The organism is Rhodobacter sp. 24-YEA-8, from assembly GCF_900105075.1.
In the GTDB taxonomy this organism is placed as follows: Bacteria; Pseudomonadota; Alphaproteobacteria; order Rhodobacterales; family Rhodobacteraceae; genus Pseudogemmobacter.
Genome location: NZ_FNSK01000003.1, coordinates 224,257 through 238,101, shown reverse-complemented (window position 1 = coordinate 238,101; position 13,845 = coordinate 224,257). Strand labels below are relative to the sequence as shown.

Here is a 13,845-nt window from a genome sequence, read left to right as displayed (position 1 = left end):
AGACAGCAGGGTGTTTTCAAATTCCCACCAGATTATCGATCTGCTCAGCTGGATCTTGATCAGACGGAAATGCGATTGCTGTCTGCCCGTCGGAGAAAGATCCGATTTCAACCCTGATATTCGGAGATGCGATATGACCACTCTCAAGTCGACACGGCTGTTGACGTCGCGGATCAAAATCTCAGATCCCCATATCATCGCCTCTCCGTCTGCCGATATGGCAATGGCCGCTGTTATTGCAGACTCGGGCCATACGGTCATTACAGGAACCGAAGGGGCTGACATTCTGATCCGGTCGGAAAGTGGCAGGTTGCGGATTGAAGGGCTCGGCGGCAATGATGTGATCACGGTCGCGCCGAACAGCACAGGCGGCGATTATCTGGATGGTGGCGCCGGCGACGATACGCTGAACGGCGCCGGGTCGGACGATATTCTGGTCGGCGGTGCCGGGCGCGATGTGCTGAACGGCGGAGCGGGCGTCGATACGGCGGATTACACCGCTTCGGACGCGGCGGTCACGGTGATCCTCGCGGCAGACCCGACGAAAACGGCACGCGGCAATGGCGGTCACGCGACAGGTGATGTGCTTTCTGGCATCGAGAACCTGACCGGCTCGGCCTTTGACGATCTGCTGAGCGGCAACCGGCTTGACAATCAGCTTGTCGGCAATGGCGGGGACGACATTCTGCGCGGGATGGATGGCAATGACATCCTGTTCGGCGACAGCATCGCTGATGCCGATCTGGACGGGGTGGCCGATGATCTTGACGGCGATGGCCTGCCTGATGGCACCAATTCCGATCCGTCCGGCGGCGATGATCTGCTGGATGGCGGCTTCGGCAATGACCGGCTTTATGGTGGCGGCGGGGATGACACGCTGCAGGGTGGTTTTGGCCATGACACCGTCTTTGGCGGGTTCGGTGCCGATCTGCTGAATGGCGGCGATGGAGATGACGTGCTGGATGGCGGCGCGGGAGATGACTCGCTGCTGGGCAGCCTCGGCAATGATCTGCTGCGCGGCGGGGATGGCGATGATTTCGTGAACGGCTCGATCGGCAATGACAGCCTTTATGGCGGTGCCGGCACGGATGAGATCCTCGCGGGGGATGGCAATGATCTGGCCGATGGTGGCGAGGGCGATGACCGGCTGATCGGCAATGGTGGTCATGACAGCCTGACGGGTGGCGGCGGCAATGACCGGATCGAGGGCAATGAGGGCAATGACAGCCTCTATGGCGGCAGCGGCGATGATACGCTGGTCGGCGGCAATGGCGCCAATATCCTTGACGGCGGCGATGGCATCGACACCGCCGATTTCTCGGCCGGGGGCGCGGTCGGCTATGACATGGGGTCCGGCACCGGCAGCGGCGCGGCTGCGGGATCCGTGCTGATCAGCATTGAATCGGTGATCGGCTCGGGCTTTGGCGATATTCTGATCGGCGACGCCTCGGCCAATACCTTCACCGGCGGGGCAGGGGCAGATACGCTGATCGGCCAGGGCGGCAATGATACGGCGGATTATTCCGCCTCGGCGGCGGCGGTGAATGTCAGCCTCAACACCACAGTCGCGGACCCGCTTGCGGTCGGGATCGGCCTGGGCGGCGATGCCGAAGGGGACCGGCTGCAACTGATTGAGCGGCTGATCGGATCCGCCTTCGATGACACGCTGACCGGCGGAGAGCTGAACGATACCCTGATGGGCGGGGCCGGGGCAGACCTGCTGACGGGCGGTGCCGGCATTGATACGGCGGAATATTCAACCTCGGCTGCGGGCGTTTCGGTGCAGCTGACCACCGGCGGCGGTGCGCTCACTGCCGGGGGCGATGCTGCAGGCGATGTGCTGAACGGCATCGAAAACCTGATCGGATCTGCCCATGCCGATTTCCTCGCCGGAAACGAGGGCGCCAACCGTCTGACCGGCGGCGCGGGCAATGATCTTCTGCGCGGCGGCGCGGGCGCGGATACGCTTCTGGGCGGTGACGGCATCGATACGGCGGATTATTCGACCTCGGCGCTTGGGGTGATCGCGCTTCTGAGCGATGCGGCCGATGGCGGATTCCTGTCAGCGGGCGGCGATGCGGCGGGCGATCTGCTGAACGGGATCGAGAACCTGATCGGCTCGGGTCAGGCGGATCAGCTGATCGGATCGGCCGCCGCCAACCGGCTGGAAGGCGGCGCGGGCAACGATCTTTTGCGCGGCAATGGCGGCGCGGATGTGCTGATCGGCGGCGATGGGGTCGATACCGCCAGCTATGCCAATTCCGCCTCGGGTGTCTTTGTTACCCTGACGGATAGCGGCTTTGGCACCGGGATCGGCGGCGATGCGGCGGGCGACCAGCTCAGCACCATCGAGAACCTGATCGGCTCGGCATATGGCGATCTGCTGGTTGGCAATTCCGCTGCGAACCAGCTGCAGGGCGGCGCGGGCGACGATATTTTCCGCTCAGGGCTCGGGGCCGATGTCCTGCTGGGCGGCGATGGGGTCGACACGGCGGATTATTCGCTTTCGGCGGGTGCGGTCTTTGCGCGGCTCTATTCCGGCACCACCGGATCGGCCAGCCAGGGCGGTGACGCGGCGGGTGACGCGCTCTTGCAGATGGAAAACGCCATCGGCTCGGCGTTCAATGATCTGCTGCACGGATCGGAACAGGCCAACCGCCTCGATGGCGGTGCCGGAAATGACCAGCTGGTGGGCTTTGCCGGGGCGGATACGCTGATCGGCGGCGCCGGGCTTGATACGGCAGATTATTCCGCCTCGGCCGCCGGGGTGAATGTCGGCCTCAGCGCAACCGGCAGCACGCTGGGGGCCGGGGGCGACGCCGAAGGCGATATTCTGAACGGGATCGAGGCGCTGATCGGTTCGGCATTCAATGACCAGCTGGTCGGCAGCGCGGTGGACAACCGGATCGTCAGCGGTGCCGGCAATGATCTGATCTATGGCGGCGGCGGCGAGGACCTGCTGGTCGCCAGCGGCGCGGGCGCCCGCAATATATTCGGCGACGGTCCGGGCACGGTGGCCGGGATGGACACGTTCCGCATTCTGGCCGGCACCAATACGATCCGCGACTATCAGGCGGGTGAGGATCTGCAGCTCAACAGCCTTGATGCCGGAGGGATCTCGCTGGTCGGACTGGCCGGGGGGCTGCTGGCCGGGCGCTTTGTCGGTGCAACCCACACCACCTATGTCATCCTCGGCACCAACGCCGATGTGGCCGCCGCCTCTGCGGCGCTGAACTTTCTGATCCAGAACGACCTGACCGTCGACCCGGGCCTGATCGCCTGAGGCCATTCCCTTCTACCACGGCCCGGGATGGCCGGAAACGGCACCGGGAAAGCAACGGAAAGCAGATCATGGTCAGTCAAAAGACAGCTGCGCTACGCAATCAGAGCGGTGAACTCGACCGCGCCATCAGGGCCTGCCGGTCTGCGGCCTGGGTGATGTTTGCCTTCAGCCTTGCGATCAATGTGCTGATGCTGGCCTCGCCGCTCTATATGCTCCAGGTCTATGACCGGGTGCTGGTGACGGGCCGGGTCGAGACGCTGATCATGCTGACCCTGCTGATCGCCGGGGCGCTGCTGGTGCTGGGGCTGCTGGATGCGCTTCGGGCGATGATGATGGTGCGGTTCGGCTGCTGGCTGAATGCGCGGCTGGGGCCGGTCTTGCTGGCAAGCGGGGTGCGGGCGCGGCTCGTTGGCGATACGGCGGGCGGGCAGATGCTGCGCGATCTGGCCCAGGTGCAGGGTTTCGTGTCCTCGCAGGGGCTGATCATGTTCTTCGATGCCCCCTGGACGCCGGTGTTCCTGCTGCTGATCTGGTTTTTGCATCCGCTGATGGGGATGGTTGCCGTCTCTGCGGCGGTGCTGTTGCTGGGGCTCAGCCTGTTGAACGAATGGCTGACCCGAAAGGCGACACTCAACGCGGCGCTGGCGGGCATGGCGGCGCAGGGCTCTGCCGATGCCACCATCAGGAATGCCGAAGTGGTGCGCGCCATGGCCATGCTGCCCGCCCTCAGCGCCCGTTGGGAGGAGAGCAATAACGCCGCGCTTGCCGCCACCCAACGCGCGGCAGAGCGTGGCGCGCTGATCCTCGGCCTGACCAAATTCCTGCGGCTTTTCGTGCAATCGGCGATACTTGGCCTTGGCGCCTGGCTGGTGATCAGGGGCAATGTCTCGGGGGGGGTGATGATCGCCTCGTCAATCCTGCTGGGCCGCGCGCTTGGCCCCGTCGAGGCGGCGATGTCGACCTGGCGCAACTTAATGGGCGCGCGCATCGCCTTCCGGCGGCTGAAAACCAGGCTGGGCGCCATTCCGGCCGAACCGGAGCGTTTTTTGCTGCCCTCGCCCACCGGTCGCATCACGATGAACCGCGTCAGTTTCATTCCGCAAGGCGCGCGTGCGCCGGTGCTGGACGGGGTCTCGCTGACCATCCGCCCGGGTGAGGTGACGGCGGTGATTGGCCCCTCGGCCGGCGGCAAAAGCACGCTGTGCCGGGTGCTTCTGGGCCTGAATGCGCCTGGCAGCGGCCAGATCCGGCTGGACGGGTCGGAGCTGCATCACTGGGATCCGTTGCAGCTTGGCCGCGCCTTTGGCTACCTGCCGCAGGATGTGGAGCTGTTTTCGGGCACCATCAGCGAGAACATCGCCCGCATGGGCCGGATCGACGACGAGGCGGTCCTCAAGGCGGCACAGCTCGCCCATGCGCATGAACTGATCCAGTCACTGCCGCATGGCTACAATACCCAGATCGGCGAGGGCGGTGCCCGGCTCTCGGGCGGCCAGCGCCAGCGCATCGGCCTGGCCCGCGCGCTTTACGGCACGCCCTGCCTCGTGGTGCTCGATGAGCCGAATGCCAATCTGGATCAGGCGGGTGAGGCGGCTTTGTCAGCGGCGATCCGTGACATGCGCAGCGCGGGGTCGGCGATGGTGATCGTGGGGCACCGGCCTTCGACGCTGGCCTGTGCCGATCATCTGGTCTTTTTGCGCGACGGGCGCATCGAGATGCAGGGCCCGCGTGACGAAATTCTGGCGCGGCTGCGCATCGGCTCTGCGGCGGCGGGTGGGATGGCCAGCGTGCCACGCGCGACGGAGGCCACAGCCGAGGGCGGCACGGTCGTGAACCGCTCTGCCGCGCAGGGAAGTGAACGGGAGCTCCAGTCATGACCACCAGCAATGTGTCCCGGTTGCCCGCGGGGAACTTTCGGCGCCCGCCGCTGGTTTTGACGGCGCCCGTGCAACCTTCGCCGGGGGTCGGGCGGATCATCGTCGGGCCGGCGCTGACGGGCTTTCTTCTGATCGTGATTTTCCTTGGTGGCTTTTCGGCCTGGGCCGCGCTGGTGCCGATCGCCTCGGGCGCCGTTGCCTCAGGCGTCATCAGCCCGGACGGCAATCGCCGCATCATCCAGCATTATGAGGGTGGCATCATTGCCGAGATCCTGGTGCGCGATGGCGATGAGGTCGCGCAGGGGCAGCCGGTCATCGCGCTTGAGGGGCGTCAGGCGAAGGCCAGCCATGATGCGGTGCTGGCGGAGTACCAGACCGCCCTTGCAATTGTCGCGCGGCTTCGCGCCGAGACCCTGCATGCCGAAACCGTCACCTATCCGGCGGAGCTGGTGACGGATATGCCGGGCGCGCAGGCGGTCATCCATGACCAGAACGCGATTTTTGAACGGCAGCGTGATTATCTCGCAGCGCAGAAGAGCATTCTGCAGTCGCGTGATGAACAGCTTGTGGCCCAGGTTGCCGCGCTGGAAGCTCAGGGCAAAAGCATTGAACGCCAGCTGGCCCTGAATGCCGAAGAGATGGCATCGAAACAGGCGCTGTTTGATACAGGGCTGGCGACGATGCCGCAGCTGCTGGAACTGCGGCGGCAGGAGACGGCCCTGAGCGGGGAAAGCGGTCGGCTGAGCGCGCTGATGTCCGAAGTGGGAGACAAACGCGCCGAAGTCGCGCTGCAGCTTTTGTCGCTTGAAGCGGCGCGCGCGGATGAGCTGGCCAGCGAGACAGATACGGCCCGCGCCAAACTCGCCACCGTGAGCGAACAGCTGAATGTCAGCTCCGACATCCTCGACCGAACCATCCTGACCGCGCCGGTCAGTGGCAAGGTGGTGAATTCGCGCTTCATGTCGGCGGGCGGGGTGATCCGTCCGGCCGAGCCGATCATGGAGATCGTGCCCGATCAGGAGCGTCTGCTGATCGATGCGCGGATTTCCGTCATGGACATTGATTCCGTGCATAGCGGCATGGAGACAGTGGTTCACCTGACCGCGCTGGCCTCGTTCCGGCTGCCGCAGATCAAGGGCAAGGTGATCTCGGTCTCGGGTGATCGGATGACCGATCCGGCCACCGGCCAGGCCTATTTCCTCGCCCGGGTCGAGGTGTCCGACGAAAGCCTTGCTCTGATCGGAGACAGCGAACTCGTTCCCGGTATGCCCGCAGATGTTTTGCTGGTCACCTCGACCCGCACAATGGCCGCCTATCTGTTCGAGCCGATCCTCGCGACCTTCAGACGCAGTTTTCGCGAAGAGTAGGCGCCGGGCCGGGGAAGGACTCTGCCGAATGCTGACAGACGGGGCGACGCCGGTCTGTGCCAGCCGCCTCCCTCTGGCACAAACGGTCACAAAGGAAAGGCGCGGCGTGGGACACCGGCCACATCCGGAGTTCAGCTGCCTGATACGCCTGCGGCAAGCGCCAGCCGGACCAGTGCCGGCAGCGATGCCGCGCCGGTTTTCCGCATGACGGCAGCGCGATGGTTTTCCACCGTGCGCTGATTGATCGCGAGCCTGAGCGCGATGATCTTGTTCGCGGTGCCTGCGAGGACCTGCACCAGCACATCGTGCTCGCGCGGCGTGAGGGAAGCGAAACTTTCCTGTGCCGACCGGCGGCCCTCGCTCTTCGATTGGTCGCTGGTGGAACCGGCGATTGCGAGCGCAACACTCGCGAGCAGATCTTTCGCGCTGGCCGGCTTCTCGATAAGGTCGGAGGCCCCTGCCTTCATCGCTGCAACAGCCATAGCCGCGTCGCCGTGAGCGGTCAGGACGATCGCGGGAATGTCGACGTTCAGGCGACGCAGGGTTTCCAGCAGTGCCACGCCTCCCTGCCCGGGGAGCAGGCCGTCCACGATGAGGCAATCGCCCCGGGAGGGGCGCGGAGCCGCCAGAAATGCCTCGGCTGACAGCCAGGTGGCTGCGATCCAGCCTTCGGATTCGAAGAGCCTGCGCAACGTTTCCAGGATCATCGGGTCGTCATCCACGATATGGATCGTCGATGCGTCTGCCACCGCAGGCTGACTGATCGAATTGGAACGGGTGCTGCGCAAGATATCCGAAATGCGGCTCAGCAGGGCTTGCGGCGCGGCGGGTTTGGAGACCTGGTGAAAGGGCGTCGTGGCGATACTTCGCATGGGCGCAACGGCAATGTCGCCGGTCAGAATGATCGTGGGAATTTCGCGGCCGGTCTGGCGACTGAGTTCGCTGGCAAGCTGCTGCCCATTCATCCCGCCGCGCAGGTCCATATCTGTCAGGAGCAGATCGGGGCTCACTTTGCCTTCGCTCGCCCATAGCAGGGCAAGCCGCGCATCCTGCAGGGCGATGACGGTATGCCCCTCTGTTTCAAGCAGTTCGCAAAGCAGTGCGCGGAGCGGCTCGTCGTCTTCGACGAGAAGGATCGTCCCGGCCTGTCGGGAGGGCGTTTCCCCGATGGATTGTGGCTCCGGAGGCGCAGTGTTTTGAACGGCTTCCGCGCGTTGCAAGGTGATCGCGAATACCGATCCCTTGCCCGGGGCCGAGCGGAGGGAAACCCTATGCCCCAGCAAATTCCCGAGTCGTCGCACAATGGACAGGCCAAGGCCCAGCCCGTGCCCGGGCTGCAAGATGGACTTGCCCGCCTGATAATAGGGGTCGAATACCGCATCGCGTTCGGATTCCGCCACGCCGATACCGCTGTCGCAAACCACGAGTTGCAGCGCGCCGTCCCTCGGCCGGCATCCGATCAGAATGCCCCCCCGAAGCGTATATTTCAGCGCGTTCGACAGCAGGTTGCGCAGCATCTGCACCAGAAGTTGCGGGTCGGTGCGGATCCAGGCGGAGCTTTGGACCATTCGCAGCCTGAGGCCTTTGTGATCGCAGAGCGGGCCGAATTCTTCCGCCATGCGCTCGAGCAGAGGCGCGACCGGCACCGGGCGGATGGCGGGCCGGATGATCCCGGATTCGATCCGGTTCACATCGAGCAGAGAGTCCAGCATCTCGGTCATCGACCCCAGGGTGCGGTCAAGCAGGGTCGTAAGCCGCGCCGCCTCATCGGGCAGTTTGTGCCGCGCCATCAGCCCGTGCAGAAGCGTCAGCGACTGCAGGTGTTGATTTGCACTCGGAACTGACCCGGGTTTTCCATCGAGAAGTGACCCACCTCTCAGTTATGCGAACCAGGTTATTGCTGGGTCAAGGCATGTGCGATTTCCTTCTTCTTTCGGGTTGCGGCAGCGGTGCTGGCTTTGAAGCGGAAGCTATCGTTTCCGGTCTCCAGAATGTGGCATCGGTGGGTAAGGCGATCGAGCAGCGCAGTGGTCATCTTGGCATCACCGAAGACGCTGGCCCATTCGCTGAAGCTGAGGTTGGTGGTGATCACAACGCTGGTGCGTTCGTAGAGCTTACTCAGCAGATGGAAGAGCAGCGCACCGCCTGAAGAGCTGAACGGCAGGTAGCCCAACTCGTCCAGTATCACGAGGTCGAGGCGTGCGAGGTTTTCGGCCGTCTGCCCGGCCTTGCCCTTGGCTTTCTCCTGTTCGAGCGTATTGACGAGTTCGATGGTGGAGAAGAAGCGGACCTTGCGGCGATGATGCTCGACGGCCTGTGTGCCGATGGCGGTCGCGACATGGGTCTTGCCAGTGCCCGGCCCGCCGATCATCACGACATTCTGCGCACCATCGATGAACTCGCAGCGATGCAGCTGGCGCACGGTGGCTTCGTTCATCTCGCTGGCCGCGAAGTCGAAGCCCGTCAGATCCTTATAGGCCGGGAAGCGTGCCGACTTCATATGATAGGCGATGGAGCGCACCTCTCGCTCCGCAACCTCTGCCTTCAGCAGCTGGGTCAGGATCGGCACAGCTGCATCGAAGGCGGGCGCGCCCTGTTCGATCAGGTCCGTCACGGCCTGGGCCATGCCATACATCTTGAGGCTTCGCAGCATGATGACGATGGCCCCACTGGCGGGATCATGACGCATGGCGGCCTCCGGTGCTGCGGGCGCGCAGATTGTCATAGCGTCCGACATCGGCCTTGGGTTCGTGGCGCAGGAGCAGCGCCTGCGGGGCGTCGACGGTCGGGCCGTTGATCGCCTTGCCATCGATCAGCCGGTGCAGGGTGTTGAGAACATGGGTCTTGGTGGCGATGCCCTCCGACAAAGCAAGCTCGACTGCGGTCAGCACCACCTGCTCATCGTGATGCAGGACGAGGGCGAGGATATCGACCATCTCCCGGTCCCCGCCGGGGCGCTTCAGCATCTGCTCCTGCAACTGCCGGAAGGCGGGCGGCAGCTCGACGAATGGTGCGCCGTTGCGCAGCGCCCCGGGTTTGCGCTGGATCACCGTCAGGTAGTGGCGCCAGTCATAGATCGTGCGCGGCGGCAGATGATGGGACCGATCAATCCGCCGCACATGTTCGCACAGGATCTGCCCCTCGGCGACGACCACGAGCCGCTCCGGATAGACGCGCAGGCTCACCCGACGGTTCGCAAAAGATGCAGGGACGCTGTAGCGGTTGCGCTCGAAGTTGATCAGGCAGGTCGGGGAGACCCTATTGCTCTGTTCGACGAAGCCATCGAAGGGAGCCGGCACGGGCATCAGCGCGTGCTGCTCGTCGCTCCAGACATCGGCGACGCTGCCGACCAGATGGCCGTGCGGGATCTCGCGCCATTGCTCGACACATCGCTGCTCCAGCCAGGCGTTGAGGGCGGCCAGATCGGGGAAGTTCGGTATCGGTTGCCAGAACCGTGGCCGGGCATCCTGCACGTTCTTCTCGACCTGACCCTTCTCCCAACCCGCAGCCGGATTGCAGAAGTCAGGTTCGAAGACGTAGTGGTTGGCCATGGCGAGGAAGCGCAGATTGACCTGCCGTTCCTTGCCACGGCCAATCTGACCGACCGCAGTCTTCATGTTGTCGTAGATCCCCCGCTCAGGCACGCCGCCAAAGACGCGGAAGGCATGCCAGTGGGCGTCGAACAGCATCTCATGGGTCTGGAGCAGATACGCGCGCACCACGAAAGCGCGGCTGTGCGACAGCTTCGTATGCGCCACCTGCAGCTTGGTCCGCTCACCGCCAAGCACGGCAAAGTCTTCGCTCCAATCGAACTGGAAGGCCTCGCCGGGGCGGAAGGCCAGAGGCACGAAGGTGCCCCGATCAGCCGTTTGCCGCGCCGTGCGCCATTCCCGCGCGAAGGCCGCGACCCGGTTGTAGGAGCCTGTAAACCCCAGTGCGACAAGATCGGTATGCAATCGCGTCAGCGGCCGGCGCTGCTTGCGCGACTTCGTGCTGTCGGTCTTCAGCCAGGCCGACAGCTTGTCCGCGAATGGATCGAGCTTGCTCGGTCGCTCTGGCACCGAGAACTTCGGCTCGATCGCGCCCGACTTCAGATACTTCTTGATCGTGTTCCGAGAGAGCCCAGTCCGCCGCGCGATCTCACGGATCGGCAGCTTCTCTCGCAGCGCAAGACGACGAATGACGTTCAAAAGTCCCATGTGGATCACTCCAATGCCCCCCGTCGCTCACAGTGCTCAGGGGAAGGGTCACATGGGTCAAATCACGGTGGAAGTTATACGCCTGCTGGAGTGAACCCCATCGGCTGGACCACGAAGGTCCTTCCAACTAAGCCGCCTGCTGGGCGATTAGCGTTTCGAATTCCTCTGGCGGACGGTAGCCGAGGGCAGAGTGCAGTCTTCGGGTATTGTATATTTGTTCGATGAAGATCGGCAATCGCTGGGCGACGTCGGTGAAGGTCTCGTAACCTGCGCGATAGACCTCCTCGACCTTCAGCGTCTTCATGAAGCTCTCCGCCTGAGCATTGTGGTAGGGATTGCCGACGCTGCTCATTGATCCGCGCAGACCGGCAGCCTCCAGCGCTTCGCGATACAGTTGAGACGCGTATTGGGCGCCGCGGTCCGTATGGTGAATGCAGCCGGGCGGCGGCCGCCTGCTTGCGACAGCGGATTCCAGCGCCGCCAGGGCGAGCGGCGTGTCCAGGCGCTGCGACAGGGCGTAACCCACAACCTTCCGGCTGCAGGCATCGAGGATGACCGCGAGGTAGCAAAAGCCCTGCGTGACGCGAATGTAGGTGAAGTCCGCGACCCAAACCTGATCGAGGCAGCGTGGGATAGTGTTGCGATAGAGGTTCGGGTAGATCGGGTTGTCATGCCGACTGTCCGTGGTGCGCACGTAGCGCTTTCGCGGTCTGATCCCGAGCCCCGCCAACCGCATGATCCGCGCCACTTTCTTGTGGTTCACCACAAGTCCGCGGCGACGCAGCTCATGCGTCACCCGCCTGTAGCCGTAGACGGGGAACTCGTCCTGGATGTCTTCGACGATAGCGGTGATCTCGGCATCGGTGAGCCCAGCTTCCGAAGTCGTCGGGCGGTAGTAGAGCGTGCTCCGCGGCAGGTTCATAGCTTTGCACCCCAGTCTGACAGAGCACCCCCCGGGCCGGTGACGATGGAGGATCTCCCGCTGCTGGCACCGTGTGGCGGGCGCGGTGTTTTTTTGACAAGATCCAGCTCCATCGTCAGTTGTCCGACCTTGCGCTCCAGCGCCGCGATCTTCGCCTCGTATTCGGCAATGACGCTCGCCTCGGCCTCTTCGCTGGTCAGCTCTCCCCGGTCGAACTGCGTCAGCCACATGTGGATGAGGTTGGCCGAGATATGATGCGTGCGCTGCGCGTCGCGCCGACCGATCACCCCGGCGCGGATATCCTGGCACAGCTGCAGCTTGAACGGCGCCGAATGTCGCCGGTAGGGACCGCGTGATGACATGAGCCTTCTCCCATTAAGGCCAGCTCAGCGTATCAGTTCTTCAGGCTCCCGTGGTCCAGCCGATGGGGTTCACTCCATGCCCGGGTCAGTTCCGAGTGCAAATCAACACCCAGGTTCCGGATTTCCTCGGGAATTCCCGGCTTTCGGTGCTACGCAGTGCGAGACCGACGGCTATGACGAGACCGCTCACGCTATTTTTTCTCCTACGTCTCACCGGAGTTCGGCGATCATGACCTCGGTCGTGATCAGAAGGCCCGCAATCGATGCGGCATCTTCGAGCGCGATACGCACTACCTTTGTCGGATCCACGACACCGGCCTCGAACATGTCTACGAAGCTTAATGTCTGCGCATCGAATCCGAAGCTGCGACTCGCGGAGTCGGAGATTTTTCCCGCGATGACGGCGCCGTCGAGTCCGGCGTTTTCGGCGATCTGCCGCAACGGTGCCTGTAGCGCCCTGCGGATGATCCTGATCCCGGCCTCCTGATCGGCATTGTCGCTTTTCAAATCATTCAACAGCTTCCCCGCGAGGAGGTGCGCGACCCCTCCGCCCGGGACTACGCCCTCTTCGACGGCTGCGCGTGTCGCATGAAGCGCGTCGTCAATCCTGTCCTTGCGTTCGGCCACCTCGGTTTTGGTAGCACCACCGACGCGGATCACGGCAACGCCTCCGGCAAGACGCGCCAGCCTCTGCTGAAGCTTTTCTTTTTCATAGTCAGAGGTTTCATCTTCGATCAGTGCCCGGATATGGTCGACACGGGAAGCGATTGCCAGCTTGTCACCCTGTCCGCCGATCAAGGTCGTGGTGACCTTGCCGACGAGGATTTTCGTTGCGGTGCCCAGGCGTGTCATCGTGACATCTTCTAGTCGCGTTCCCAGATCGGCCGAGATCACCTCGCCCCCCGTCAGAATGGCGAGATCTTCCAGCATAGCCTTTCGGCTCTCTCCAAAGCCCGGGGTCTTCACCGCGACAACTTTCAGTCTGGCGCGAAGTTTGTTGACCACGAGCATCGCAAGCGCCTCGCTCTCGATGTCTTCGGTAACGATCAGAAGCCCTTTGTCAGCCTCCAGAACCTCCTCGAGCAGCGACAGCATCGGTTTGAGGGCTGAAAGCTTGCTGTCGAGCAGCAGGACGACACAGTCTTCGAGTTCCACAGCCATTTTCTGAGGATCGGTGATGAAATGGGGGCTCAGATAGCCGCGATCGAATTGCATACCTTCAACCAGTTCGGTCGTCGTCTCCATGCCTTTGGCGTCTTCGACGGTGATGATGCCATCTTTGCCAACCCGCTCCATCGCATCTGCGATCTGTCGACCGATGGCAGCATCACCATTGGCCGAGATTGTTCCGACCCGTGCGATCTCGTCACTGTCACGAACCGGCCGCGACATGCCTGTGATAGTTTTGACCGCAGCTCTGACAGCGCTGTCGATGCCGCGTTTCAGATCCATCGGGTTCAAGCCGGCTGCCACCGCCTTCATGCCTTCCCTGACAATTGCCTGCGCAAGGACCGTGGCAGTCGTCGTACCGTCTCCGGCCTCGTCATTGGTGCGGGTTGCGACTTCCCGAACCAGTCGGGCACCCATATTTTCGAACCTGTCCGAAAGCTCTACCTCTTGCGCAACGGTCACGCCGTCCTTGGTGATCCGTGGAACACCATAGTCCCGGGCCAGGATGACATTGCGTCCCCGCGGGCCGAGGGTAACCCTGACAGTATTGGCGAGGATATCGATGCCTTTCACCATCCGACCGCGGGCCTCGGTGCCGAAGATAACGTCTTTCGCAGACATGTCGGTCGCTCCTGAAAGTTGGAAATGTGGAAGAAGAACAATAG

The 13,845-nt window shown here is 63.4% G+C and carries 9 protein-coding genes; 3 read left to right on the top strand and 6 right to left on the bottom strand.

Translation table 11 applies throughout. The features are described from left to right. Positions 1–133 precede the first annotated feature (133 nt). From BLW25_RS24760 to BLW25_RS20130, 3 genes are all read left to right on the top strand, one after another. Positions 134–3,283 (top strand): beta strand repeat-containing protein, encoded by a 3,150-nt coding sequence (locus BLW25_RS24760; protein WP_092903587.1) that lies wholly within the window; start codon positions 134–136, stop codon positions 3,281–3,283. A gap of 68 nt (positions 3,284–3,351) precedes the next feature. Next, on the top strand, positions 3,352–5,160 hold the full coding sequence (locus BLW25_RS20135) for a type I secretion system permease/ATPase (RefSeq protein WP_092903470.1): 1,809 nt from the start codon (positions 3,352–3,354) through the stop codon (positions 5,158–5,160). Continuing rightward, positions 5,157–6,527 carry an HlyD family type I secretion periplasmic adaptor subunit gene (locus tag BLW25_RS20130; RefSeq protein WP_092903468.1) on the top strand — a complete coding sequence of 457 codons (1,371 nt, stop codon included), beginning with the start codon at positions 5,157–5,159 and terminating at the stop codon, positions 6,525–6,527. Before BLW25_RS20135 ends, BLW25_RS20130 begins: the two co-directional genes overlap by 4 nt. Before the next feature lie 131 nt (positions 6,528–6,658). Here the strand turns inward: BLW25_RS20130 and BLW25_RS20125 are convergent, their stop codons facing one another. From BLW25_RS20125 to groL, 6 genes are all read right to left on the bottom strand, one after another. Further along, positions 6,659–8,248 carry a response regulator gene (locus BLW25_RS20125; RefSeq protein ID WP_216279441.1) on the bottom strand — a complete coding sequence of 530 codons (1,590 nt, stop codon included), beginning with the start codon at positions 8,246–8,248 and terminating at the stop codon, positions 6,659–6,661. A 173-nt stretch (positions 8,249–8,421) separates the two neighbouring features. After that, entirely contained in the window at positions 8,422–9,216 is a 795-nt protein-coding gene (gene istB, locus BLW25_RS20120; protein ID WP_092899009.1) for an IS21-like element helper ATPase IstB, read from the bottom strand. Continuing rightward, positions 9,206–10,726: an IS21 family transposase gene (gene istA, locus BLW25_RS20115; protein WP_143040494.1), complete on the bottom strand. Its 1,521-nt coding sequence runs from the start codon at positions 10,724–10,726 to the stop codon at positions 9,206–9,208. Before istA ends, istB begins: the two co-directional genes overlap by 11 nt. Positions 10,727–10,853: 127 nt before the next feature. Continuing rightward, a complete protein-coding gene (locus BLW25_RS20110; protein WP_092902455.1) occupies positions 10,854–11,648 on the bottom strand; it encodes an IS3 family transposase in 795 nt (264 codons plus the stop codon). Then, on the bottom strand, positions 11,645–12,010 hold the full coding sequence (locus BLW25_RS25090; RefSeq protein ID WP_092903250.1) for a transposase: 366 nt from the start codon (positions 12,008–12,010) through the stop codon (positions 11,645–11,647). Before BLW25_RS25090 ends, BLW25_RS20110 begins: the two co-directional genes overlap by 4 nt. 210 nt (positions 12,011–12,220) lie before the next feature. Then, entirely contained in the window at positions 12,221–13,801 is a 1,581-nt protein-coding gene (groL, locus tag BLW25_RS20100) for a chaperonin GroEL (protein ID WP_092903464.1), read from the bottom strand. Positions 13,802–13,845: the final 44 nt, after the last annotated feature.

What these genes read in the sequence shown, in the direction of transcription:
- BLW25_RS24760 (WP_092903587.1), top strand. Translation starts at nt 134, where the DNA reads ATGACCACTCTCAAGTCGACACGGCTGTTGACGTCGCGGATCAAAATC.
- BLW25_RS20135 (WP_092903470.1), top strand. Translation starts at nt 3,352, where the DNA reads ATGGTCAGTCAAAAGACAGCTGCGCTACGCAATCAGAGCGGTGAACTC.
- BLW25_RS20130 (WP_092903468.1), top strand. Translation starts at nt 5,157, where the DNA reads ATGACCACCAGCAATGTGTCCCGGTTGCCCGCGGGGAACTTTCGGCGC.
- BLW25_RS20125 (WP_216279441.1), bottom strand. Translation starts at nt 8,248, where the DNA reads ATGACCGAGATGCTGGACTCTCTGCTCGATGTGAACCGGATCGAATCC.
- istB (WP_092899009.1), bottom strand. Translation starts at nt 9,216, where the DNA reads ATGCGTCATGATCCCGCCAGTGGGGCCATCGTCATCATGCTGCGAAGC.
- istA (WP_143040494.1), bottom strand. Translation starts at nt 10,726, where the DNA reads ATGGGACTTTTGAACGTCATTCGTCGTCTTGCGCTGCGAGAGAAGCTG.
- BLW25_RS20110 (WP_092902455.1), bottom strand. Translation starts at nt 11,648, where the DNA reads ATGAACCTGCCGCGGAGCACGCTCTACTACCGCCCGACGACTTCGGAA.
- BLW25_RS25090 (WP_092903250.1), bottom strand. Translation starts at nt 12,010, where the DNA reads ATGTCATCACGCGGTCCCTACCGGCGACATTCGGCGCCGTTCAAGCTG.
- groL (WP_092903464.1), bottom strand. Translation starts at nt 13,801, where the DNA reads ATGTCTGCGAAAGACGTTATCTTCGGCACCGAGGCCCGCGGTCGGATG.